Here is a 26375-nt window from a genome sequence, read left to right on the forward strand (position 1 = left end):
TTGCTGACCGGCAGGTCAGAACGCCAGGCGGCGTTCGCGGTTTGGTTCCGGCCTGCTCTTGCACTACATTGAACAGGACGCGCCGCCGCGAGCGCAGCGCAATCCAACGCCGTGGCTCCGGCACACTCCGGGCAGCGTGATCGCACGAAACAGGCATCCGCGCCGCCCGACGCATCTGGAAGACGACCGATGGAAGCTCCTCACGCCTATGCGCCGCGGATCTATTTCGTCCATTCCGTCCTCGTCGGCCCGCTCGACGCGTGGCCTGCGTGCTTTGCCCATGCGGCTTCGCTCGGCTTCGACCATGTGCTGATCGGGGCGCTGTTCGCGCCCGGGTCCTCCGGCGACGGCCGCATCGTCGCCGATCATGGCCGGCTGCATCCCGTTTTCGAAACGTCACGAGCGGCCGACGACGCCTTGCGCACGCTCTGCGCCGCGGCGCGCGAGCGCGGCCTCACCCTGCTCGCCGATCTCACGCTCGACCGGGCCGCCGCGGACGGCGCGCTCTACGCCGCCCACCCCGAATGGTTCCATCCGTTCGAGCCCGAGGACGCGCGTCTCGATCCACGGCACGGGCATCGCGACGCCAACGTCGCCTACGCCGATTTCGATCGCGCGGGCGCGCCGCTCGCCGCGTGGTGGTCGCAGCGGATGATCGAGCTCGTCGGCGCCGGGCTGGGCGGCTTTCGCATCGACTCGCCGCATCGCGTGCCGCCGGCGGTGCTGCGCGGCATCTTCGACGCCGTGCGCGAGCGCCACGCCGAAACGCGCTGGCTGGCCGCCACGCCCGGGCTCGCGCGCGGCGACATTGCGCGCCTCGAAGGCGTGGGCTTCGACGCCGCCTTCACGTCGCTGCGCTGGTGGGACTTCGCGGCGGGCTGGCTCGCAGAGGAGCACGAGGCGCTGCGCCACGTAGGCTCGCCGGTGACGTTTCCCGAGGCCCCCTATGGCATGCGCTACGTGCACGACCAGGAAGGCGCCGCCGATGCGCGCGCGGTCGAGCGCGCGTACCGGCGCATGCTGCGCACGGCGGCGGCGCTCGGCACCGGCTGGCTCGTGCCGATGGGCTTCGAATACGGCGTGGGCGACGCCACCCTCCATGCCGGCGGCAGCGCCACGGCTTACGGCGAAGCGAAAGCGCACTCGCCGTTCGATCTTTCCGCCGACATCGCCCACGCCAACGCCCTGCAGCGCGAAACCTGGACGCTGCAGACCAACGGCGAACTGCGCGCGCTGAACGGCCCGGGGGCGCCCGTCGTGGCCCTGCTGCGCGGCGACCGCGCCGACCTGCGCGACGCGGACGACGCCGTCCTCTCGCTCGTCAACCCCGCCCTCGCCGCGCCCGTGCGCGTGAACCTCGCGCACCTGCTCGACGGCGCGCCCGGCAGCTTCACGCGCTACGCGCCGCTCGACGCCGAGACGCTGCGCGGCGCGCGCATGGGCACACCGCGCGACGCGAGCGTCGTGCCCGAAGCGTTCACGCTACCGGCCGGCGCATGCTGGATGTTCCGCGCGCTCGCGGCACCGCCCGTGGTGCTCGCGCCGCCCGAAGACGTGGCCAGGGCGCGCACGAGCGCTCACCGAAGCGTCGTCGAGGCGCTCGCCGCCCCGCGCATCGCGATCGAAAGCGTGAGCCCTTCGGTGGACGAAGGGCGCTTCGTGGCGAAGCGCACGGCGGGTGAACGCCTCGAAGTGCGCGCGGCGATTTTCGCCGACGGCCACGACCGCATCGACGCCGCGATACTCTGGCGCGCCGCCGACGAAACGGCCTGGCACGAAGCGCCGATGCTGCCCGCGCAGCCCCCGGGCGCCGACATGTGGAGCGGCCACTTCCCGCTCGATCGCGTGGGCCGCTACGAATTCACGGTGATCGCGTGGCGCGACGAATTCGCCACGCTCGCCGATCACGTGCTGAAAAAGCGCGCGGCCAACCAGAACGTCGACCTCGAAATGGAGGAAGCGAGCCGCTTGCTCGCGCTGGTGCTGGCCTGCGCCGAAACCTCCGATGCCCCCGACGAAGCCGGCGCGCTCCACGCCGAGACCTGCGCGAAACTCGACGCCATCGTGCAGCGCTTCATTGGCGCCGACACCGGCACACGCTGCGCATTGCTCGCCTCGCCCGCCACGGCAGCGGCCGTGCGCGCGGCCCGCCACCGCCCGTTCCTCTCGCGCGACGACCACGTCCGCCGCGTGGACGCCGAGCGCCGCGAAGCACGCTTCGCAAGCTGGTACGAGATCTTCCCGCGCTCGATGAGCGACGACGAAGCGCGCCACGGCACCTTCGACGACGTGATCGCGAAGCTGCCGCGCATCCGCGACATGGGCTTCGACGTGCTGTACTTCCCGCCGATCCACCCCATCGGCCTCGCCAACCGCAAGGGCCGCAACAACGCGCTCACGGCGGAGCCCGGCGACGTGGGCAGCCCCTATGCGATCGGCGCGCCCGAAGGCGGCCATACGGCGATTCATCCGCAGTTGGGCACGCTCGAAGACTTCCGGCGCATGCTGGCCGCCGCGCACGAGCACGGCCTCGAAATCGCGCTCGACTTCGCGATCCAGTGCTCGCCCGACCATCCCTGGCTGAAGGCGCACCCCGGCTGGTTCGCGTGGCGCCCGGACGGTTCGCTGCGCTATGCGGAGAATCCGCCGAAGAAGTACCAGGACATCGTGAATCCCGAGTTCTATGCGCACGATTCGAAGCCCGACCTGTGGCTCGCGCTGCGCGACGCGATCCTCTTCTGGGTAGACCAGGGCGTGCGCATCTTCCGCGTCGACAATCCGCATACCAAGCCGCTGCCGTTCTGGGAATGGATGATCGCCGACGTGCGCGCGCGCCATCCCGACACGATCTTCCTTTCCGAAGCCTTCACGCGGCCACGCCTCATGTACCGGCTCGCCAAACTCGGCTTCTCGCAGTCGTACACGTACTTCACCTGGCGCGAGAGCAAACGCGACTTCACCGAGTACCTCACGGAACTGACGCAGCCGCCCGTGCGCGACTTCTATCGCCCGAATTTCTTCGTCAACACACCCGACATCAATCCGCGCCATCTGCAGAGCGGCGCGCGCGCGAGCTTCCTGATCCGCGCGGCGCTGGCCGCGACGCTCTCGGGCCTGTGGGGCGTCTATTGCGGCTTCGAACTTTGCGAGGGCCGCGCGCTTCCCGGCAGCGAAGAATATCTGGACTCCGAAAAATATCAGCTGCGTGCATGGGACTGGAACCGGCGCGGCAACATCGTCGCCGAAATCGCGGCGCTCAACCGCGTCCGGCGCGCGAACCCCGCGCTGCAGACGCATCTGGGCGTGACCTTTCTCGACGCGCGCAACGACCAGATCCTCTGCTTCGAAAAAGCCACGCCCGCACGCGACAACGTCGTGATCGTCGCGATCAACCTCGATCCCTATGGCGAGCAGGGCGCGGACTTCGAACTGTCGTGGCAAACCTTCCAGCACTGGCGCATCGACGACAGCGCGCCGCTCGCCGTGACCGACGAACTGAGCGGCGAGCGCTTCGCATGGCACGGCCGCTGGCAGCACGCGCGCCTCGATCCCCACACGCGGCCGTTTGTCATCTGGCGCATCGAACCTGCGCGCGGCCTGCCGCGCGAAGAGCCGCCTCCCGAAGCGGACGAGACGCCCATCGAGGGCCACCCCGAACTCGACGCAGACTTCCCGCCCGGAGGAGCGACATGAAACGCGATCCCGCTTCCCACGAAACGCAGTCGCAGGACCACGAGGACGACGGCGCTCGCGGCGCGGCGGCCGCCCAGCGGCGAGGCAAGCCCTCGCTGCTCACGGACGACCCGCTCTGGTACAAGGACGCCGTGATCTACCAGGTGCACGTGAAGTCGTTCTACGACGCGAACAACGACGGCGTGGGCGATTTCCCGGGCCTGCTCGCGAAGCTCGACTACATCGCGGGACTCGGCGTGACCGTGATCTGGCTGCTGCCGTTCTACCCTTCGCCGCGCCGCGACGACGGCTACGACATCGCCGACTACCGCAACGTGCACCCGGACTACGGCCAGCTCGCCGACGTGCGCCGCTTCATCCAGGAAGCGCACGCGCGCGGCATCCGCGTGATCACCGAGCTCGTCATCAACCATACGTCCGACCAGCATCCCTGGTTCCAGCGCGCGCGCCGCGCGAAGCCGGGCTCGAATCATCGCAACTACTACGTGTGGTCCGATACCGATACGAAGTACACGGGCACACGCATCATCTTTATCGACACGGAACCCTCGAACTGGACCCACGACCCCGTCGCGGGCGCGTATTACTGGCACCGCTTCTATTCGCACCAGCCCGACCTGAACTTCGACAATCCGGCCGTGCTGCGCGAGGTGCTGCAAGTCATGCGCTTCTGGCTCGACATGGGCATCGACGGGCTGCGCCTCGACGCCGTGCCGTACCTCGTCGAGCGCGAAGGCACGAATAACGAAAACCTGCCGGAGACGCACGCGATCCTCAAGCAGATCCGCGCGACCATCGACGCGCATTACCCCAACCGCATGCTGCTCGCCGAAGCGAACCAGTGGCCCGAGGATGTGCAGGAGTACTTCGGCAACGAGGACGAATGCCACATGGCGTTCCACTTCCCGCTGATGCCGCGCCTTTACATGGCGATCGCGAGCGAGGACCGCTTTCCGATCATCGACATCATGAAGCAGACACCGGATTTGCCGGAAAGCTGCCAGTGGGCGGTTTTCCTGCGCAACCACGACGAACTCACGCTGGAAATGGTCACGGATTCCGAACGCGACTATCTCTGGAACACCTACGCCAGCGACCGGCGCGCGCGCCTGAACCTCGGCATCCGCCGGCGCCTCGCGCCGCTCATGGAGCGCGACCGCCGCCGCATCGAACTGATCAACTCGCTGCTGCTGTCGATGCCCGGCACGCCCGTCATCTACTACGGCGACGAACTCGGCATGGGCGACAACATCCACCTGGGCGACCGCGATGGCGTGCGCACGCCGATGCAATGGTCGTCCGACCGCAATGGCGGCTTCTCGCGCGCCGACCCGGAACTGCTCGTGCTGCCCCCGCTCATGGGCTCGCTCTACGGCTACGACGCGATCAACGTGGAGGCGCAAAACCGCGACCCGCATTCGCTGCTCAACTGGACCCGGCGCATGCTGGCCACGCGCCGCGCGAAGCAGACCTTCGGCCGCGGCACGATCCGCTTCCTGCGCCCGGCCAACCGCAAGATCCTCGCGTACCTGCGCGAGATGCCGGGCGAGGCGCCCATCCTGTGCGTGGCGAACCTCTCGCGCGCACCGCAGGCCGTCGAGCTCGACCTCTCCGAATACGCGGGCACGTCCCCCGTCGAAATGACGGCCGACTCGGTGTTTCCGCCCATCGGCCAGTTGCCGTATCTGCTGACGTTCCCGCCCTACGGCTTCCTGTGGTTCCTGTTGTGCCCCGGCAACGAGCGTCCCGCGTGGAGCCAGCCCGCTTCCGAACAGTTGCCCGAGTTCGTCACGGTCGTGATCCGCGAGGGGCAGGCCGGACCGACACCGGAGAACGTGCGCCTGCTCGAATCGGAAGTGCTGCCCTCGTGGCTCTCTCGGCGGCGCTGGTTCGCCTCGAAGGACAAGGCGCTCAAGAGCGTGCGTCTTGCCGCGCTCACGACGATCCACGGCGCGGGCTTCGCCTTCACGGAAATCGAGGCCGAGCTCGCGGACGGCACGAGCGAGCGTTACGTGCTGCCCATCGCCATCACCTGGGGCACCGACACCACGACGCCGCTGCATATCCAGCTCGCGCTTTCGCGCGTGCGCCGCGGCCGTACGGTGGGCTATCTGACCGACGCGTTCTCGCTGCCGTGGTTCGCCTACGGCGTGCTGCACAAGCTGCGCGAGCATGCGGCAGTGACCACCGTGCAGCAGAGCGTGATCCACTTCCGCCCCACCGACCGCCTCGACGCGCTCGACCTGGGCGAAACGCCCGAGGTCCGCTGGCTCGCCGCCGAGCAGAGCAACAGCTCGCTCGTGATCGCCGATGCGCTCGTGCTCAAGCTCGTGCGGCGGCTCCTGCCCGGCGTGCATCCCGAGGTGGAGATGTGCCGCTACCTGACGCGCCTCGGCTACGCGAACACGGCACCGCTCTATGGCGAAGTGGTGCGCGTCGATCCGGCGGGCGTGCCGCACACGCTCGCGATCCTGCAGGGCTATATCGACAATCAGGGCGACGCGTGGGACTGGGCGCTCGACTACCTGCGCCGCACGATCGACGAACTGGCGCTCGCCGTGGACGACGGCGGCGCCGACCAGGCTCACGAAGAAGAAGCCCTGCGGACCTACGGCTCGATGATCGGCATCATCGGCAAGCGGCTCGGCGAGCTGCACGTGGCGCTCGCCACGCCCACCGACGATCCGGCCTTCGCCCCCGTCGAAGCCACGCGCGACGACATACGCCACTGGATCGCCGACACGAAGTCCATGCTGATCGAGGCGCTCGACATCGTCGAGCGCCAGACGTCGAGCGAAGTGCACGCGCATCCGCTCGACGACGACACCCGCGAGCTCGCCTTCGGTCTGCTCGCGCGCCGCGACGCGCTGATCGCGGCGGTCGAGCATCTCGTGCCGCTCGACGCCGCCGCATGGCGTATTCGCATTCACGGCGACTTCCATCTGGGCCAGGTGCTGATCGCGCAAGGCGACGCATGGCTGATCGACTTCGAAGGCGAGCCCGCGCGGCCGCTCGCGTACCGGCGCGCGAAAGCGTGCTCGCTGCGCGACGTGGCGGGCCTGCTTCGTTCGCTCTCCTATGCGGGCGCGGCCGCGCAGTCGACGACCGAAAGCGCGCCGCAGCAGACCGCCGACCGCAAGCGCACCCTGTTTGAGCGCTTCCGCGGCCATGCCGTCGAGTCGTTCCTGAGCCAGTATCGCGCCGCGGTGGCCGACGCGCCGCAACCCCTCGTGAGCGCGACGCACGAGCAGGAACTGCTGGACCTGTTCCTGATCGAGAAGGCGGCCTACGAGATCCGCTACGAAGCCGCGAACCGGCCCAGTTGGCTCGGGCTGCCGATACGCGGCCTCGCCGCGATCGCCGGCCGCGTGCTCGGCCCGACCGGCGCGCCGGCCGCGGGAGGCGCCCATGGCTGAACACGCGCCCGACGCCGGGCTGCAACTCCACGATATCGATGCCGTCGCCGCCGCGCGCCATTCGGACCCGTTCGCCGTGCTCGGTCCGCATACGATCGACGGCACACCTTATGTGCGCGCATGGCTGCCCAACGCCACGCGCGTGCGGGTGCTGGCGCGCGACCGCGCCCATACGCTGGCCGAGCTCGCCCGCGTACATCCGGCGGGACTGTTCGCGGGCCCCCTTGCCGAGTCCGTACCGTACCGGCTCGAAATCGACTGGAACGGCGTGATCCAGGAAGTGGAGGATCCCTATTCATTCGGTCCGCAACTGCCGGAAGAAGCGCTGCGCCGCCTCGCCGACGGCGATCCGTACGCGGTGCTCGAATGCCTCGGCGCGCGGCCGCTCGCCTGCGACGGCGTGCCCGGCGTGCGCTTCGCGGTTTGGGCGCCGAACGCGCGGCGCGTTTCCGTCGTGGGCGACTTCAACGCATGGGACGGCCGCCGCCATCCCATGCGGCTGCGCCACGAGGCCGGCGTCTGGGAACTCTTCATCCCGCGCCTGGCAGCGGGTACGCGCTACAAGTACGAGATCCTCGGCGCGCGCGGCGACGTGCTGCCGCTCAAGGCCGACCCCTGCGCGTTGCAGACCGAATGCCCGCCCGCCACGGCGTCCATCGTCGCGCCGGTCGAGGCGCTCGATCACTACGCCTGGCAAGACCATGACTGGCTGCAAACGCGCGGCGAACGGCAGACCCCACGCAGCGCGATCTCGATCTACGAGGTTCACGCGCCTTCGTGGCTGCCGCACGATGGCGCAGAGGCGCCCTCGCCCGACTGGACCTCGCTGGCCGACCGCCTGATCCCGTACGCCCAGGGCATGGGCTTCACGCACCTCGAACTGATGCCGGTGGCGGAGCATCCGTTCGGCGGATCGTGGGGCTATCAGCCGCTCGCCCAGTTCGCGCCCACGGCACGGCTGGGCTCGCCGGTCGAGTTCGCGGCGTTCGTGAATCGCGCGCACGAAGCCGGTCTCGGCGTGATCCTCGACTGGGTGCCCGCGCATTTTCCGAACGACGCGCACGGTCTCGTGGACTTCGACGGCACGCCGCTCTACGAGCACGCCGACCCGCGCGAGGGCTACCACCCCGACTGGAACACGATGATCTACAACCTCGGCCGCCGCGAGGTCAGCGCGTTCCTGATCGCCTCCGCGCTCGCGTGGCTGCTGCGCTATCACGTGGACGGCCTGCGCGTGGATGCCGTGGCCTCGATGCTGTACCGCGACTACTCGCGCAACGCGGGCGAGTGGGTGCCGAACCTCTACGGCGGCCGCGAAAACCTCGAATCGATTGCCTTCCTCAAGCGCCTGAACCACGAAACGCAATACGTGCCGCAGCGCCCCGGCGTCATCACTATCGCCGAAGAATCCACCGCGTGGCCCGGCGTGAGCGCGCGCCCCGAGGATGGCGGACTCGGCTTCCAGTTCAAATGGAACATGGGCTGGATGCACGACACGCTGCACTACCTGCACGAAGATCCTGTCTACCGCCGCTATCACCACCACGAGATGACCTTCGCGATGGTCTATGCGTGGTCGGAGCGCTTCGTGCTGCCGCTCTCGCACGACGAGGTCGTGCACGGCAAAGGGTCGCTGCTCGGCAAGATGCCCGGCGACCGCTGGCAGCGCTTCGCGAACCTGCGCGCCTATCTGGGCTTCATGTGGGCGCACCCGGGCAAGAAGCTGCTCTTCATGGGCGGAGAGTTCGGACAGATGGCGGAGTTCGACCACGACGGCACGCCGCACTGGCACCTGCTGGACGACCCCTTGCACCGCGGCACGCAAACGCTCGTGCGCGACCTGAACCTCCTGTACGCGAGCGAACCGGCGCTCCATACGCTGGACGCGGAGCCGGGCGGCTTCGAATGGCTCGTCTCCGACGACGCGGAAAACAGCGTGCTCGCCTGGCGCCGCGTGGATGGTACGGGCCGCGAGATGGTGGCCGTCTGCAACTTCACGCCGGTGCCGCGCCACGGCTACCGCATCGGCATGCCGCAGCCCGGCCAGTGGGACGAGGTGCTGAACACCGACGCGGCGGTCTACGGCGGCTCGAACATGGGCAACGGCGGGCAGATCGCGACGGAACCGGTGGCGAGCCACGGCCGGCCGCAGTCCGCGGCCCTGGTGCTGCCGCCGCTCGGCACGCTCTACTTCCTTCTTCGCCGGTAAGGCAGATCGTTGCGGACACCGCGAATAACCTCAGGATTCCGATGCAATACGAAGGAATAAAAACGGAGCATCGCCATGGCTAACGGATTGACGGAGCGCCTGCTGCCGGGCAAGCCCTGGCCGCTCGGCGCGACGTGGGACGGCCTCGGCACGAATTTCGCCGTGTTTTCGGCCCACGCCTGGCGCATCGAAGTGTGCCTGTTCGACCGCACAGGGCGCAAGGAGCGCACGCGCTACACGCTGCCGGAATGCACCGACGAGGTCTGGCACGGCTACCTGCCGGGCGCGCACCCGGGCACGGTGTACGGCCTGCGCGCGCACGGTCCCTATCAGCCGCAGCAGGGGCATCGCTTCAATCCGCACAAGCTGCTGCTCGACCCCTACGCGCGGCGTCTCGTCGGCCAGTTCCGCTGGTCGGACGCCATGTTCGGCTACCGCGTGCATTCGAACCGCGCGGACCTCTCGCTCGATCGCCGCGACTCCGCGCCCGCCATGCCGAAGGCCATGGTGGTCGCCGACACCTTCGACTGGTCCCAGGACCTGCGGCCCAATGTGCCCTGGGACCAGACCGTGATCTACGAAACGCATCTGCGCGGCATTTCGATCACCCGCCCGGAACTGCGCGCGCATACGCGCGGCACGTTCGCCGGGCTCGCCACGCCGCAGTTCGTCGAGCACCTGCACAAGCTCGGCGTCACCGCCGTCGAACTGCTGCCCGTGCATGCCTTTCTCAACGAACGCTTTCTCATCGAGCGCGGGCTGCGCAATTACTGGGGCTACAACACCGCGGCGTTCTTCGCGCCGGAACCGTCGTATCTGGGCGGCTACGACCCCGACATGATGCGCATCGCCGTGCGCCAGTTGCACGCGGCCGGCATCGAGGTCTTTCTCGACGTGGTCTACAACCACACCTGCGAAGGGGGCGAGACGGGGCCCACGGTCTCGTGGCGCGGCCTCGACAACGCGAGCTACTACCGTGCCGTCCCCGGCGACGAGCGCCACCTCATCAACGACACGGGGGTCGGCAACACGCTGAATCTTTCGCATCCGCGCGTGCTGCAGATGGTGACGGATTCGCTGCGCTACTGGGCCACGTCGTACCGCATCGACGGCTTTCGTTTCGACCTTGGCGTCACGCTCGGGCGCGAAGCGCACGGCTTCGATCCGGACAGCGGCTTCTTCGACGCGCTGCGCCAGGACCCGGTGCTGTCGCAGTGCAAGCTGATTTCCGAGCCGTGGGACGTAGGCCCCGGCGGCTATCAGCTCGGCAACCACCCGCCCGGCTTCTCCGAATGGAACGACCGCTTTCGCGACAGCGTGCGCCGCTTCTGGCGCGGCGACGCCCTCCAGCGCCCCGAGCTCGCCGCGCGGCTCACGGGGTCGGCGGATCTCTTCGACAAGCGCAGACGGCGGCCGTGGGCGTCGATCAATTTCATCTCGTCGCACGACGGCTTCACGCTCGCGGACCTGGCCGCCTACGATCACAAGCATAACGAGGCCAATGGCGAGGACAACCGCGACGGCCACAACGAAAACTGGAGCAGGAACTGGGGCGCCGAGGGCCCGACCGACGACCCGGCGATCCTCGACACGCGCGCCCGCGTGGCACGCTCGATGCTTGCGACGCTCTTCGTCGCGCTCGGCACGCCGATGCTGCTCGCGGGTGACGAGGCCTGCCGCACACAGGGGGGAAACAACAATGCCTACTGCCAGGACAACGAGATATCGTGGATGGACTGGACCCTTGCAGAGTCGCCCGAAGGCGAGGCGCTGACCGCTTTCGCCGCGCGCGCGATCGCCCTGCGCCGGGACCATCCTTTGCTGCGTGAAACACGTTTCCTGTTCGGCGATCGCGAACTGCTGCCCGGCGTGCACGACATCGACTGGTTCGACGAGCGCGGCGAGGGGCTTTCGCCCGAGGCGTGGCAGGACCCCGAAGGGCGCGCGCTCGCGCTGCGCCGCGCGGGCCCCGGTCTCGACGGCGAACTGGAAGTATTGTTGATCATGCTGAACGCTACGCCCGCGGCAATCGCGTTCTCGGCGCCGCCGCCGTCCATGCAGTGGGAGGTGCTGCTCGACAGCGCCCACCCCGAGGCCGCGGCGCATACGCTGCCCGGCGCGACGTTCGACGTGGCGGCGCACACGATCGCGGTGCTGTGCGCCCGGCCCACGCGCAAGGCCGTCCAGGAGCCGCCATCGGGCCCAGACGGCGCACCGCCGCCGCCGCCCGACCCGCGGACGCTGCCAGGCACTGTCCCGAACGGGCCGGCCGAATAGCACCGGCCAGAAACAGGAACTCGTCATGTCCTCGACCTCACACGATCCGCACGCCCGGCGTTACGCGCATTGCCTGCCGTTCGGCGCGCAACTGACCGGCGCGGCGCGCGCGCAGCCGCATACGCGCTTTCGTTTCTGGGCACCGTCCTGCCGCACGGTTCAGGTGATTTTCGAAGGCGCGGCCGACGGCGGCACGCCGCCCGCACCGCTCGACATGACGCCCACGGGCAACGGCTGGTTCGAAGCCGAAGCGCCGTGCGGCGCCGGCACGCTCTACCGCTACCGCATCGACGGCGGCCAGGCGGTGCCCGATCCCGCGTCGCGCTTCCAGCCCCAGGGCGTGCACGGCCCGAGCGAGGTGCTCGATCCGCGCGCCTACGCCTGGCAGCACGCGCACTGGCGCGGCCGGCCCTGGGAAGAAACAGTGCTTTACGAACTGCACGTGGGCACGCTGGGCGGCTATCGGGGCGTGACCGAACGGCTGCCGGCGCTCGCGAAGCTCGGCGTGACGGCCGTCGAACTGATGCCGCTGAACGACTATGCGGGCGAGCGCGGCTGGGGCTACGACGGCGTGCTGCCCTACGCGCCGCACGCGGCCTACGGCAGTCCGAACGAACTGAAAGCCCTGGTCGATACCGCGCACGGTCTCGGTCTGCAGGTTTTCATCGACGTCGTCTACAACCACTTCGGCCCCGACGGCAACTGGCTCGGCCAGTATGCGAAGCCGTTCTTCCGCGCGGGCACGAAAACGCCGTGGGGCGACGCGCTCGACTTCGACCGTCTGGAAGTGCGCGACTTCTTCTGCGACAACGCGCTGTACTGGCTCTCGGAGTATCGCTTCGACGGCCTGCGCATCGATGCCGCGCACGCCATCGGCAACGTGCACTGGCTGCGCGAGCTGTCCGATCACGTCCGGGCGCGCGTGGAGCCCGACCGTCACGTGCATCTGGTGCTGGAGAACGAGCACAACGCGGCAAACCTGCTGGAGGCCCACTTCGACGCGCAATGGAACGACGACGCGCATCACGCGCTGCACGTCCTGTTGACCGGGGAAAGCGAAGGCTACTACCGCTCGTTCGCGGAACATCCCATCCGCCTGCTGGCGCGCGTGCTGGCCGAAGGCTTCGCGTACCAGGGCGAAGCCTCGCCGGCGCATGACGGCAAGCCGCGCGGCGAGGCGAGCGCGCATCTGCCGCCCACGGCGTTCGTCACCTTCCTGCAGAACCACGACCAGATCGGCAACCGCGCTTTCGGCGAACGGCTTCGCAGCCTCAGCCGCAACGACGACGCACTGCGCGCGGCCACGGCGCTGTGTCTGCTTACGCCGCAGATTCCCATGCTGTTCATGGACGAGGAATACGGCTCGACGCAGCCCTTCCAGTACTTCACGGCGTATACGGGCCAGCTCGCCGATGCGGTGCGCGAGGGACGGCGCCGCGAGTTCGCGGCATTCAGCGCATTTGCCGATCCCACGCGGCGCGAGCAGATTCCCGATCCCAACGACCCGCGGACGTTCGCGAATTCGTCGCCGGCGCTCGACACCCGTCTCGACGGTGAGCGGTCCGAATGGATGCACTTCTACAAGTCGGCGCTCGCGGTGCGCGCGCACCTCCTGATGCCGCGCCTCGCCCACGCGCGCGCGCTCGACGCGACCGTGCTGGCCGACGACGCGGGCAACGACCTCGCGGCGCTCGTCGCGCGCTGGCGCCTCGCCGACCACGTGGTGCTCACGATCGCCCTGAATCTCGGCCACGAAGGCGTGCGGTTCGAACCGGAGCCCGAAGGCATGGTGGTGTTCGAAACACCGCCGCGCGCGCGCGACCGCATCGCAAACGGCGTGCTCGCCGAGCACGCCTGCGTGGCGTGGCTGACCGGCGACGTACCCGAGTACGCACGCCTGCACGACGCGCTCGCCGTACCGCGCGAGGAGCCGCGCGCATGAATCCGCGCAGGGAAACGCTCGCAAGTCTTGCCGCGCGCGCGGGCTTCGAAGTCGAATGGTCCGACGCGCACGGCGCCATGCAGCGCGTGCCGGACAGCACGCTCGAAGCGCTGCTCGAATGCGCGGGCCTGCCCTGCGCGAACGCAACGCAGTTGCGCCAGAGCGCGTCTCTCCTGAACGCGGAGCAGTCGGCACGGCGCTTGCCGCCGCTCATCACGGCCGAATATGAAAGCGCCATCGCCCTGCCGGCCTCGGCGGTGCGTTCGGGCAGCCACTACCGCATCGATCTCGAAAGCGGCGAGCACATCGAAGGACGTTTCACCGCGCCGCGAGGCGAGACCGCGCTGCTCGCGCCGCTCAGCGAACCGGGCTATCACACGCTCACGGTCAACGACCACCGGCTCACGCTCGCCGTCGCGCCACCGCACTGCCATACGGTCGCCGACGCCTGGCGCGCGCGCCACGGCGAGACCGCACGGGTGCCCGCACAGTGGGGCGTGGCGGCGCAACTCTACGGACTCCGACGTAAAGGCGACGGCGGCATCGGCGACTACAGCGCGCTGGCGACGCTGGCCACGGAGAGTGCGCGCCACGGCGCCCAGGCATTGGCCGTGAGTCCGACGCATGCCATGTTCAGCGCACTGCCTGGCCATTTCAGCCCATATGCGCCTTCGTCGCGGCTCTGGCTCAACGTCGCGCATATCGATCCTGCCGCGATGTTCGGCGCACAAGCCGCGCACGAGGCGAGCGTCGCCGTCCACGCCGAAGGCGTCTTTCAGGAGCTCGAAGCACGCGCGCAAATCGACTGGAAACGGGCCGTGCCGCTCAAGCTCGAAGTGCTGCGCTCGCTTTTCGAACGCTTCGACCAGGACGAGCGCACGAGCGGCTCGCCGCGCGCCACCGCGTTCGACGACTTCTGTGCACGCGGCGGCGAAGCGCTCGAAGATCACGCGCGCTTCGAGGCACTGCAGGCTGCGATGCTGGCGAACCCCGGCGGCAACGCGCATTGGCGCGACTGGCCCGCCGGGTTGCGCGACCCGCGCAGCCCCGAGGTGGCCGCCTTTGCCGTGGAGCGTCGCCGCGAAGTGGACTTCCACCGCTTCCTGCAATGGCTGGCCGCCGCCGGCCTCGCGCGTGCGCAACAGGACGCACGCGAAGCGGGCATGTCGATCGGCCTGATCGCCGATCTCGCGGTGGGCTGCGACGGCGCAGGCAGCCACGCCTGGTCGCTGCCGCACGACATGCTGCAACGCGTCTCGGTAGGTGCGCCGCCCGACCTCTTCAACCAGGCCGGCCAGAGCTGGGGCCTCACCACGTTCTCGCCGCGCGCACTGCACAACAACGGTTTTCGCGCCTTCATCGACATGCTGCGCGCCGCGTTCGCGCACGCGGGCGGCGTCCGCATCGACCACATCCTCGGCCTGCGGCGCCTCTGGCTCGTGCCCGAAGGCGAAAGCGCGAAGCACGGCGCGTATCTGCGCTACCCGTTCGAGGACCTCGTGCGCCTCATCTCGCTCGAATCGTGGCGTCATCGCGCCATCGCGATCGGCGAGGACCTGGGCACCGTGCCGCCCGGCCTGCGCGAGCGGCTCGCCTCGCATGCGCTCTACGGCATCCGCGTGCTCTGGTTCGAGCGCCACGGCAACGCGTTTCTCGCCCCGCGGCGCTGGGACCCGCACGGCATCGCGACCACCACCACGCACGACCTGCCGACCGTTGCCGGCTGGTGGCGCGGCCTCGACATCGACTGGCGCAACCGCATCGGCCAGACGCTGCCGCGCGCGGACGGACGCGACCCGGTAGCGCTCGAGCACGCGCAGCGCGCCGCCGATCGCACCGAGCTGTGGCACGCGCTCCAGCAAGCGGGATTCGCGCCGCAGGACGCGCCCGTGCCGGCCGCGGAGCGGGCGCCCGTCGAGGCCGCGCTCGGTTATGTCGGCGCCACGGCGAGCCCGCTCGTGACCTGCCCGCTCGAAGACCTGCTCGGGCTCGCGGAGCAACCCAACCTGCCGGGCTCGATCGACGAGCATCCGAACTGGCGACAGCGCCTGCCGCTGCCTGTCGATGCGCTCTACGCGGATTCCGGGTTCGCGGCGCGCGTCGAGAGCGTCGTCCGAGCGCGCGAGGCAGTCACGGCGTCTCTCCACGACCCCGGCGCGCATGCGGCGCCGCTCACCGGTCCGACGCCATGACCCTGCCCCGCGCGACGCTGCGCCTGCAGCTACATCACGACTTCACCTTCGACGACGCGCTCGCGCAACTCGACTATTTCGCGGCGCTCGGCGTCAGCCATCTCTACACCTCGCCGATCACGACGGCACAGCCTGGCTCGATGCACGGCTACGACACCGTCGATTACGGCACGGTCAGCGCGGAACTGGGCGGCGAGGCGGCCCTGAGACGCCTTGCCGCGAAGCTGCACGAACGCGGCATGGGTCTCATCGTCGACATCGTGCCGAACCACATGGGCGTGGGTGGCGCGCACAACGCATGGTGGCTCGACATACTCGAATGGGGACGCCATAGCGCCTTTGCGCGCCACTTCGACGTGGACTGGCATTCGCCCGACCCCGTACTGCGCGGCAAGGTGCTGATGCCGTTCCTCGGCGCGCAATACGGCGAAGAACTGGCCGCGGGCCGCATCGAACTGAAGTTCGACGCGTGCGAAGGGCGCTTCTTCGTGGCGTACGGGCCGCACGTTTGCCCGATCTGCCCGACCGATTACGCCGCACTGCTGCAATCGGCGAACCGCGCTGATCTCGATGCGTTGGCCGCGCCGTTCCAGGGTCTCACGACGCAGCCCGAAGACCAGCCACGCGCGGCAGCCGCGCGCGACGCATTGCGCGCGTTCGCCGAACGCAACGGCACGGACGCATTCGACTTCGTGCTCGATGCCTATACAGGCACCGACCCGGTGCCGCGCGAGCGGCTGCACCGCCTGCTCGAGCGCCAACACTACCGGCTCGCATGGTGGCGCACGGCCACCGACGAAGTGAACTGGCGGCGCTTCTTCGACATCAGCGCCCTTGCAGGCGTGCGTGTGGAACGGCACGACGTGTTCGAGGCCGTGCACAAACTCGTGTTCCGGCTCTACGCGGACGGTGTGATCGACGGGTTGCGCGTCGATCATGTGGACGGACTCGCGGACCCGCGCGAATACTGCGAGCGTTTGCGCCAGCGGCTGCTGCCGTTGCGCGCGACGCTGCCGTATATCGTGGTCGAGAAGATCCTCGCGCACGGCGAAGCGTTGCACGACGACTGGGCCGTGCAGGGCACCACGGGCTACGACTTCATGAACGACGTGGGTGCGCTGCTACACGATCCAGCCGGCGCCAAGCCGCTAGCCGAAGCGTGGGCGGCCATCAGCGGATCGGATGCGCCGTTCGCGCGCGTCGCGCTCGACGCACGCCGCGAAGTGCTGGCCGCGTATCTCGCCGCCGAACTGGACCACGCCGCGCGCGCCCTGCACCGCATCGCGCGCGAGCAACCCGCCACGCGCGACTTCACGTATGCGAGCGTGCATCGCGCCATCGCGCAGCTTGCCATGCACTTTCCGGTGTATCGCATCTACCCTGTGAACGGGCTGCGCGGGCCGCTCGACAACCGCTATTTCGACAAGGCACTCGACGCCGCGCGGCGAGCCTTGCCCCGCGCGAACCGCGCCGCGCTCGAACAGGTCGATGCGTGGCTGGGCGGACGGTCGCCCGACGCCGCGCCGCCAGCCGCGCCTGCCATGGCACCGGCCACGCCCCCCGGCACGAAACCGCAACGCGGGCAAAGCGCAGCGCCGAATGGCCCGGCCAACGGCCCGCTCAGCCATGCGCTCATCGCACAACGCACGGCGCTCGCGCTGTTCTCGCAACTCACCGCGCCGCTCGCGGCCAAGGCGACCGAAGACACCGCGCTCTACCGCTATGGCCGCCTGCTTTCGCGCAACGAGGTCGGTGCGGACCCCGACGATTTCGCCCGCAGCGTCGACGAGTTCCACGCCGCCAATCGGGAACGGCAACGGCGCGCGCCCTATGCGCTGCTGGCCACCGCCACGCACGACCACAAACGCGGTGAAGACGTGCGGGCGCGCCTCGCCGTTCTGAGCGAGCTTTCCGGAGACTGGGGCGCGACGCTGCGCGCGTGGTCCACGCTGAATCAGCCGCACCGCCGCAACGGCGGCGCGGGCAGCGCCGACTGGGCGCCCGGCCCGACCGCAGAGGCCATGCTGTACCAGACGCTCGTGGGCTGCTGGCCGCCCGCGCTCGACCCCGGCGACGAAGCGGGCGTCCGGGCGCTCGCCGAACGCATCGCACAGTGGCAGTTGAAGGCGTTGCGCGAGTCGAAGCTGCGCACCAACTGGCTCGTGCCCGACGAGGCCTATGAATCGGACTGCCAGGCATTTCTGTTCGACATCCTCGCACCGCAGCGCCTCGACGGCTTTCTGCACGAACTGGCCGCATTCGTGGCACGCATTGCGCCGGCCGGAGCGGTCAACTCGCTGCTGCAAACCACGCTGCGGCTTACGTCGCCGGGCGTGCCCGATCTTTATCAGGGCACGGAGCTATGGGATTTCAGTCTCGTCGACCCGGACAACCGCCGCCCTGTCGACTTTGCGCTGCGCGCGGCGGCCCTCGACGACGAACCGCCCTCGGCGAAACTCCCGCACTGGCGCGACGCGCACGTCAAGCTCGCCACCGTGCGGCGTCTGCTGGCATTGCGCGCCCGCGCGCCGGAACTGCTGCGGGAAGGTTCGTATATGCCGCTCGAAGTGCGCGGCGAAGGCGCGGCGCATGTTGTCGCGTTTGCGCGCCGCCATCGAGACTCGTGTGCGTTGATTATCGGCACGCGCCTCGCGGCACCGCTACTGGAGGATGGCATGCCGCTCGTTCTGGCGCAGCGTTGGAGCGATACGGCCGTGGTATTGCCGCAAGGGATGGCCGAGCCCCAGTGGTACGACTGGCTCAGCAATGCCACGCGAACGCCGGATGGGGAAAACCGGCTGTCCGTGCGCGACGTGCTCGCGGTGCTGCCTGTGGCGGTGTTGTCGAATCTCGCGCCTGGGCGTGCATGAAGGCAGGTCCGGCGTCCACTTGCCGCTCACCCTCCCTCGTCCACCAGCCCCTTCGGATAAACGCGCACGAGCACGATACGCGGCCCCTTCATCTTCTTCACGACAATGTCGAACTGCGGGAACGACACACGCTGCCCTTCGGTCGGCAAATCGTTCAGCGCATGAATCACAAGCCCGCCCACCGACTCCGCGCGCCCTTCGTCGATGTCGATGCCCAGCGCCTGCTCCAGCGACACCACAGGCAGGCTCCCGCGTCCCATCAACGTGCCGTCGTCCATGCGCGTCCAGTCCGTGTCGGCCTGATGGAATTCGTCGTGGATCTGGCCCACCAGCGCGCCCAGCAGATTGTCGAGCGTGAGGAAGCCATTGGGCCGCGCGCCCTTGCGCCCCACGAGCGCGAAATGCGGCGCCCCCTTGCGAAAGCGCCTGAAAAGCGCGAGCGCGGGCGCCTCGGGCTTCACATATTGCACCGGGCGCACGAACTTGCCGAGATCGTCGAGCGCCTGCCCGGCCTCGCGCGCGAGCAGCAGATCCTTCAGATGAATGAGCCCCGCCACGCGCTCGCCCGACCCGTCCTCGAACAGCGGATAGCGGCTGAAGCGATGGCGCGCGACAACCTGCATATTCTCGGCGAGCGGCCGGTCGCGCCGCAGCCCCACCATCTCGTGCGTGGGCCGCATGAGGTCCGATACGGTCATGCGCGAAAAATCGAGCGAGTGCGCGAGCGTGTTCCATTCGTCGGCGTTGTAGGTATTCGCCGCGGCTGCCAGAGCGGGCGGGCGCGTGCTGCTTGTGCCTCCCGTGCCGCTCGTGCCGCTTGTGCCGTTTGCACCACCCGTACCGTTCGCGCCGTGCATGCGCAGGGCAGCCTCGGCTTCGGCTGCGGCACGGCGGCTGCGCAGGATGAGCTTCAGTTCGTCGGTGGAATAGTGGGCGTCCGAGCCGTGCCCCGATGCAAGTCCCGCCATGCGCAGCACCGCGTTCGCGCTGGCGTTGAGGGTCCAGATGGCGGGGTACATAGTCCAGTAAAAGCCGTAGAGCGGCGTGGCCGTCCATAGCGAAATCTTCTCGGCCTGGCGAATCGCGAGCGACTTCGGCGTGAGTTCGCCCACGACGATGTGCAGGAAGGAGATTACCGTGAAGGCAAACACGAGCGAAATGCCGTGAATCAGTTGCGCCGATTGCACGCCGAAAAACTCGAACAGCGGCGAGAGCAATTGCGCAAAGGCGGGCTCGCCGATCCAGCCAAGGCCGAGCGACGCGAGCGTGATGCCGAGCTGGCACGCGGACAGATACGCATCGAGCTGACCGTGCACCTTCGCGAGCAGCTTGCCGCGCAGGCCATGCCCGGACGCCAGGCTTTGCACGCGCGTCTGCCGCAGCTTGACGAGGCCGAATTCGGCGGCTACGAAGAAACCGTTGAGGGCGACGAGCAGCAGCGCGCCGACAAGGGCGATAACCTGGATCAAGACGGAAGGCTCCGGTAGGGCGAAGCGGTCAGTATAAGGGGCGAAAGACAGGGGGTAAGGCGCGGGCAGCGCATCCAGACAAGGCGCACGACGACGGCATCACGCCCGCAGGGCCGCCGCGGCTCACGCCAGCGGCACGTTCAGCCCGAGCGCGGTGGCCCCGCCTTCGGCCAGCGGCCGCTGCTCGAACCGCCCGCCATGCGCCTCGGCCACGCGCAGGCACAACGCCAGCACCCAGGCCGTGCGGCCCGACTCCAGCGGTTCGAGCGCCTGCTCGCGCGCAAACGGTTCCAGCAGATGCGGCAGCGATGCGTCGGTAAGCGCTCGCGGCACAGCGGTCCACGTCACGTCGAACTGAACGGCGGAGCCCGTCGCGCTCACGCCCGGCGTCACGCTCCCGCCTGGCGCGCTCGACTCGACCGCGAAGGCCAGCATCAACCATAGTGCCTGCACGAGGCGCTCGCGGTCGCCGTCGAGCGTGAGACCCGTCGGCATGCCCTGCACGGCAAGCGCAACCCCGCGGGCTTCGGCAAGCGCGCCGCGCACGGCATCCACGGCTTCGTCGATCGCCGCGTCGAGCGCAAACGGGGCGCGGTCGATCTGCAGCTTGCGCGTTTGTGTACGCGTCCTGTCCACGAGCGATTCGAGCAGTTGCACCTGCTGCTCGACACCGGTGCGGATGCCGCCCAGCGCGCGCTGCGCCGCCGGATCGGCGGCATCGATCTTGCGTTCGAGAACGTAGGCCCAGCTATGGATCGCGTTCAACGGACTGCGCAGGTCATGCGAGACGCGCGAGAGCACATGGTCGCGCATGAACAGCGCGGCTTCGGCGCACAGCCGCGCCGTGCGTTCGGATCGGGAATCGGAAGTCGACGCCATCGGTGTCCTCGTCTCTCGCCCATGAAGGGCCAACCAGAGCAGTTCGCGCCCCGGGCCAGCCCTCATTATAGGCAGGCACCCGAAAGCGTCTGGCGGGTTTGTCTCGCACGCGCCGTGCCTGCGTTGCGCCTCGTGCGCCTACAATAGCGTCTTTATCCCATCCGATTCAGGAGTCTTTCATGTCTATCGTGACCACCGCATCCGGCCTTCAGTACGAGGACCTGACCGAGGGCGCCGGCGCCGAAGCGCGCGCGGGCCAGACCGTCAGCGTGCACTACACCGGCTGGCTGACGGACGGCCAGAAGTTCGATTCGAGCAAGGACCGCAACGACCCGTTCGCCTTCGTACTGGGCGGCGGCATGGTCATCAAGGGCTGGGACGAAGGCGTGCAGGGCATGAAGGTGGGCGGCGTGCGCAAGCTCACGATCCCGCCGCAGCTCGGCTACGGCGTACGCGGCGCAGGCGGCGTGATTCCGCCGAACGCGACGCTCGTGTTCGAAGTGGAATTGCTCGACGTCTGAGCGTCGCCGCTTTTTGCACCGCGTCTTAAACCATAGTTTGCGCAGTGGCTCAAATTCGCCCCGCCATGAATCCGCATCACCACGCTCCCGTCGTCGCGCCCAGCGTTGAATTGCGCTGCTACGGCGCGATCGAGGAGACCGATCTGCACGATTTCCACCAGATCGTGCTCGGGCTCGACGGCGCGATGGAAATGACCGTGAGAGGCGTGGGCGAGCGTATCGACTGCTGCTCGGCCTGGCTGATTCCGGCCGGCGCGCAGCACGACTATGTGGGCATCGGCGAGAACCGTCAGCTCGTGCTCGACCTGCCCGCTGCGTCGCTCGCCGTGCCCGAGCGGCTCTTCGATTCGGCACGCGCCTTGCGCATCGACCCCGCGCTCGCGCAGCTCGCCCGGCAGATCGCACAGCGCGCGGCGCTTGCCGCGCCGCCTGCGGGCGGCGACCCGGGCACGCGGCGCTTTCACTGGGATGCCTCGGCGCGGCTCTGCGCCGCCGTGATTGCGCAAACCGGCATCCTGGCCGGCGCTTCGTTCGACGCCGCGGCAGGCCCCGATTTCGCGCGCATCGATCGCTGGTTGCGCGCGCGTCTCGCGGAACCGCTGCGCATTGCGGACCTCGCCGCGCATTTCGGCTTCGGCATGCGGCGCTTTCATCAGCTTTTTGTCGAGGCGTTCGGCGAAACGCCGCACCGTTACCTCCAGCGTCTGCGGCTCGACACGGCGGTGACGCTGCTGGCCGATCCGCGCCGCTCGCTCATCGACGTCGCGCTCGAAGTGGGCTTCGGCGATCAGAGCGCCTTCACGCACGCCTTCACACGGCGCTTCGGCATCGCGCCGGGCCAATGGCGAGCGTTGCCGCATTAGCGCTCACGCGCGCTTATTCGCAGTGATTCGCGCTTATTCATCAAAGCGCCACTCCCACTGAACCTCGGCCCCCACGGCCACGCGCGTACCGGCCCCGGCCACGACTATCGCGTTCTGCCCGAACGTGAGGCCGCCGTCCACGCGCGGATCGGCGCGAAAGGCCGCCATCGTGTCGAGCGGCTCGGTGGGCCACGCTGCGTCGCGCAAGCCCGTTTGCTGATCGATCGTCGTGATCGGACAACGTGCGCACGGCTTCGCGAAGCGCAAGACCACGCCGTCGCCGTCGATCGACATCGTCTCGATGAAATCCTCGTCGAAGGCGCCCTCGCCGTCCACGACGATATTCGGGCGAAAGCGGCTCATCGGCACCGGCGGCGCACCCTTCTGCGCCAGTCGCGCGTTCAGGTCCGCGAGCGACGCCTCGCTCGTGACGAGCAGCGGAAAGCCGTCGGCGAACTGCGTCGGCACCTGAGCGCCATGGGTCCATTTCGGGCTGGACAAACGCGTGACGTCGGAGGCGAAACGTACGAGCCGCAGCGGCACGCCCACGGCCTGAGAAAACCAGTGCGCCGCTTCGTCGCCTTCGTCGAGCGCTTCGAACGTGTCCTTCCACACCGTCGCCGCGACGCGGCGTGCATCGCCTCGCGGCTCGAACGGCAGCAGCAGCGTAGACGGCATGCCCGCCATGGAAAGCCGCACGCCGCCCTCGACGAAGGCCGGGACGATACGCGCCATTGCCGCATGCTCGCGCTGCGAAACGAAGCGACCATGCCCGTCCACCGCCATCCAGTGGCGGTCCCACTTGAGGCCCTCGGCTTCGAGCGGCGCCTCGTCGAGCGCGATGGCCGCGCACGATTTGACCGGATACACGAACAGCGCGCGAATGACAGGCATGGCAATCGACCTCGAACGACGAATGAAAACGGGCCGCGACAGGCGGCCCGAAATAAATACTACGTAGCGCGAACGAAACAAGGAAGCGCCATCAGGCCGCCGCGTCGAGCCCGCGCGCAAGGTCCTTGCGAACGTCCTCGGCATTCTCGAGCCCCACCGCAAGGCGAATCAGGCCTTCCGTGATGCCCGCTGCCGCACGCGCTTCCGGCGTGATGCGGCCGTGTGTGGTCGTCGCCGGATGCGTGATGGTCGTGCGCGTGTCGCCCAGATTGCCCGTGATCGAACACACCTTCGTGTTGTCGATCACGCGCCAGGCGTTCTCGCGCTGCTGTTCGGGCGTATCGCCCTTGAGCTCGAACGAGACGATCGCGCCGCCCGCCTTTTGCTGGCGCATCGCGAGCGCATGCTGCGGATGCGATGCGAGCCCCGGATAAAACACGCGGCTCACGGCCGGATGCGTTTCGAGCCAGCGCGCGATTTCGAGCGCGTTGGCCGACTGCTTCTCCACGCGCAGCGACAGCGTTTCCATGCCCTTGAGCAGCACCCACGCATTGAATGCGGAGAGCGTCGGGCCCGCGCTGCGCACGAACGGAAACACCTTCTCCATGATGAACTGCTTCGAGCCCACGAGCGCGCCACCCAGCACGCGGCCCTGGCCGTCGAGGAACTTGGTGGCCGAGTGCATCACCACGTCCGCGCCGAACTTGAGCGGCTGCTGCAGCGCCGGGCTGCAGAAACAGTTGTCGACCACGAAGAGCGCGCCCGCGGCCTTCGCGATCTTGCCGATTGCTTCGATGTCCGACACTTCGGTGAGCGGGTTCGACGGCGTCTCGAGGAAAAACATCTTCGTTTCGGGGCGCACGGCGTTCTTCCAGGCGTCGAGATCGGTGGGATCGACGAAGGTGGTCGTGATGCCGAACTTGCTGAAGATCTGCGAAAACATGCCGAGCGTCGAGCCGAAAATACTCTGCGAGCTGACGATATGATCGCCCGTCTGCAACGCGGCCATCACCACCGAAAGGATCGCGGCCATGCCCGAGGCCGTCGCCATGCATGCCTCGCCGCCTTCGAGCGCGGCAAGCCGGTCCTGGAACATCGTCACGGTCGGGTTCGTGAAGCGCGCGTAGGTATAGCCGGTCTCGGAGTTCTTGAAGCGCTCGGCCGCTTCGGCGGCGCTGCCGAAACAGAAGCTCGACGTGAGGTAAAGCGCTTCCGAATGCTCGTTGAACTCGCTGCGCAGCGTGCCCGAGCGTACGGCGAGGGTGTCGAAGTTGAAAGTGTCGTCCATGTTCGTGTTGTTTCCCATTCGAAGACCCCCGGGCCGCGAGAACCGGGGGCGCAAAAAAGCCCGCTTTGCGTCGGCAGAAGCGGGCTTTCGGGTATTCGGGGCAGAACTAAGGCACAAGCGAGGCGGATCGGAAATCAAACTGCGGTTTCGACGCCTTTCGCTTTAGCTGTTTTGGGTTGCCCCGCGTCCGCAAGCTGATATCAAATCGACGCAAGCCCCTATGCTAACACGGGAAGCGCGCCGTGCACGTCGCGGCACGCAGGCTTCCCGGCCCGCTTCACTCCACCGAGAGCTGCAGGTGCAGCTGCGAACGCGCGGCGGCGCCTTCGATCGCGTCGCTCGCGGCGTCGCGGTCCGACTGCGCCTGCGGGGCGAGCCGCGCGGTCTCGATCCTGTCGAGGTAGGCGCTCGTGATGTCGCCGGTGATGTAGTCGCCGTCGAAGCACGAGGCTTCGAAGCGCTTGAGCTCCGGATTGATGTCGCGCACCGCCTGCTTGAGCGCCTCGACGTCCTGATACACGAGATGGTCCGCACCGATGATGCGCGCCACTTCCTTGTCCGTGCGGCCGTGCGCCACGAGTTCGCCGCGCGTGGGCATGTCGATGCCATAGACGTTCGGATACTTCACGGGCGGCGCCGCCGACGCGAAGATCACCTTGGTCGCGCCCGCGTCGCGCGCCATCTGCACGATTTCATGCGAGGTGGTGCCGCGCACGATCGAGTCGTCGATGATCAGCACGTTCTTGCCCTTGAACTCGATGCCCATGGCGTTGAGCTTCTGGCGCACCGACTTCTTGCGCATCGCCTGGCCCGGCATGATAAAGGTGCGGCCCACGTAGCGGTTCTTGAAGAAGCCCTCGCGGTATTCCACGCCGAGTTTCTTCGCGACCTGCATGGCCGCCGGACGCGACGAATCGGGAATCGGCATGACAACGTCGATCCTCACGTCGGGCAGCTCGCGCCTGACCTTCTCGGCAAGATAGTCGCCCATGCGCAGCCGCACGTTGTAGACGGGCACGCCGTCCAGCACCGAATCCGGACGCGCGAGGTACACGAGCTCGAAAATGCAGGGGTTCAGGCTCGGAGCCGTGGCGCACTGCTGCGCGTGGAAATTGCCCTCGAAGTCGATGAACACCGCCTCGCCCGGCGCCACGTCGCGCACGAACTCGAAGCCGATGCCTTCCAGCGCCACCGACTCCGACGCCAGCATCCATTCGGTGCCTTCCGGCGTTTCCTGCTTGCCGATGCACAGCGGCCGGATGCCGAACGGGTCGCGGAACGCGAGCAGACCGTAGCCGGCGATCAGCGAGACAATGGCGTACGAGCCGCGCACGCGCTTGTGCACGCCTGAGACGGCCTTGAACAGCGCCGCCGGATCGAGCTCGAGGCCGGAGCTGGCCGTCTGCAGTTCGTGCGCGAGCACGTTGAGCAGCACTTCCGTGTCGGAGTTGGTGTTGATGTGCCGGCGATCGACGCGGAACATCTCTTCCTTGAGCTGCTGCCAGTTCGTGAGATTGCCGTTGTGCGCGAGGATGAGACCGAACGGCGCGTTCACGTAGAACGGCTGGGCCTCTTCTTCGCTCGACGCCGAGCCGGCCGTCGGGTAGCGCACCTGGCCGATGCCGCTCGTGCCCGGCAGGCTGCGCATGTTGCGCGTGCGGAACACGTCGCGCACCATGCCGTTGGCCTTGTGCATGTGGATGGTGCTGCCGTCCGCGGTGGCAATGCCGGCCGCGTCCTGGCCGCGGTGCTGCAGGAGCAGCAGCGCGTCATAGAGAAGCTGGTTGACGGGAGAGCGGGAAACTACGCCTACGATGCCGCACATGGCAGGTCCTTCAAGAAAGCGAAATCGGTAAAACTGC

The 26375-nt window shown here is 68.4% G+C and carries 14 protein-coding genes; 9 read left to right on the plus strand and 5 right to left on the minus strand.

From position 1 onward, the window contains the following. Positions 1–189 precede the first annotated feature (189 nt). The 7 genes from WJ542_RS22350 (at position 190) to treY (ending at position 18599) form a co-directional block, all read left to right on the plus strand. Positions 190–3693, plus strand: coding sequence for a maltotransferase domain-containing protein (locus tag WJ542_RS22350; protein ID WP_411191670.1), 3504 nt, complete (start codon positions 190–192; stop codon positions 3691–3693). Beyond that, the gene (treS, locus tag WJ542_RS22355) at positions 3690–7109 is read left to right on the plus strand and encodes a maltose alpha-D-glucosyltransferase (RefSeq protein WP_411191671.1); all 3420 of its coding nucleotides are present in this window, start codon (positions 3690–3692) and stop codon (positions 7107–7109) included. Before WJ542_RS22350 ends, treS begins: the two co-directional genes overlap by 4 nt. Further along, positions 7102–9318: a 1,4-alpha-glucan branching protein GlgB gene (gene glgB, locus WJ542_RS22360; protein WP_411191672.1), complete on the plus strand. Its 2217-nt coding sequence runs from the start codon at positions 7102–7104 to the stop codon at positions 9316–9318. Before treS ends, glgB begins: the two co-directional genes overlap by 8 nt. A gap of 75 nt (positions 9319–9393) precedes the next feature. After that, positions 9394–11595: a glycogen debranching protein GlgX gene (glgX, locus tag WJ542_RS22365; RefSeq protein ID WP_411191673.1), complete on the plus strand. Its 2202-nt coding sequence runs from the start codon at positions 9394–9396 to the stop codon at positions 11593–11595. 25 nt (positions 11596–11620) lie between these two features. Next, on the plus strand, positions 11621–13537 hold the full coding sequence (treZ, locus tag WJ542_RS22370; RefSeq protein ID WP_411191674.1) for a malto-oligosyltrehalose trehalohydrolase: 1917 nt from the start codon (positions 11621–11623) through the stop codon (positions 13535–13537). After that, positions 13534–15729: a 4-alpha-glucanotransferase gene (malQ, locus tag WJ542_RS22375; protein WP_411191675.1), complete on the plus strand. Its 2196-nt coding sequence runs from the start codon at positions 13534–13536 to the stop codon at positions 15727–15729. Before treZ ends, malQ begins: the two co-directional genes overlap by 4 nt. Further along, the gene (gene treY / locus WJ542_RS22380; RefSeq protein ID WP_411191676.1) at positions 15726–18599 is read left to right on the plus strand and encodes a malto-oligosyltrehalose synthase; all 2874 of its coding nucleotides are present in this window, start codon (positions 15726–15728) and stop codon (positions 18597–18599) included. Before malQ ends, treY begins: the two co-directional genes overlap by 4 nt. 26 nt (positions 18600–18625) lie before the next feature. Here the strand turns inward: treY and WJ542_RS22385 are convergent, their stop codons facing one another. Together WJ542_RS22385 and WJ542_RS22390 are read right to left on the minus strand one after the other, a co-directional pair. After that, on the minus strand, positions 18626–20068 hold the full coding sequence (locus tag WJ542_RS22385) for a hemolysin family protein (RefSeq protein ID WP_411191677.1): 1443 nt from the start codon (positions 20066–20068) through the stop codon (positions 18626–18628). Positions 20069–20191: 123 nt separating this feature from the next. Then, the gene (locus WJ542_RS22390; protein WP_411191678.1) at positions 20192–20947 is read right to left on the minus strand and encodes a sensor histidine kinase; all 756 of its coding nucleotides are present in this window, start codon (positions 20945–20947) and stop codon (positions 20192–20194) included. 179 nt (positions 20948–21126) lie between these two features. Here WJ542_RS22390 and WJ542_RS22395 point away from each other — a divergent pair, with 179 nt between their 5' ends. Both WJ542_RS22395 and WJ542_RS22400 read left to right on the plus strand, forming a co-directional pair. Then, complete coding sequence (locus WJ542_RS22395) at positions 21127–21468, plus strand: FKBP-type peptidyl-prolyl cis-trans isomerase (RefSeq protein WP_411191679.1); 342 nt, start codon at positions 21127–21129, stop codon at positions 21466–21468. 65 nt (positions 21469–21533) lie between these two features. Next, positions 21534–22331, plus strand: coding sequence for an AraC family transcriptional regulator (locus tag WJ542_RS22400; protein ID WP_411191680.1), 798 nt, complete (start codon positions 21534–21536; stop codon positions 22329–22331). Between the two features lie 33 nt (positions 22332–22364). On the opposite strand, the gene WJ542_RS22405 is transcribed toward WJ542_RS22400, so the two are convergent. The 3 genes from WJ542_RS22405 to purF form a co-directional block, all read right to left on the minus strand. Beyond that, positions 22365–23225, minus strand: a complete 861-nt coding sequence (locus tag WJ542_RS22405) for an MOSC domain-containing protein (RefSeq protein WP_411191681.1) — start codon at positions 23223–23225, stop codon at positions 22365–22367. A gap of 91 nt (positions 23226–23316) precedes the next feature. Beyond that, positions 23317–24513: an O-succinylhomoserine sulfhydrylase gene (locus tag WJ542_RS22410; protein WP_411191682.1), complete on the minus strand. Its 1197-nt coding sequence runs from the start codon at positions 24511–24513 to the stop codon at positions 23317–23319. A gap of 277 nt (positions 24514–24790) precedes the next feature. Continuing rightward, positions 24791–26338: an amidophosphoribosyltransferase gene (gene purF, locus WJ542_RS22415; protein ID WP_411191683.1), complete on the minus strand. Its 1548-nt coding sequence runs from the start codon at positions 26336–26338 to the stop codon at positions 24791–24793. Positions 26339–26375: the final 37 nt, after the last annotated feature.

It is taken from the genome of Paraburkholderia yinzeri (genome assembly GCF_046581065.1).
Taxonomy (GTDB): domain Bacteria; phylum Pseudomonadota; class Gammaproteobacteria; order Burkholderiales; family Burkholderiaceae; genus Paraburkholderia.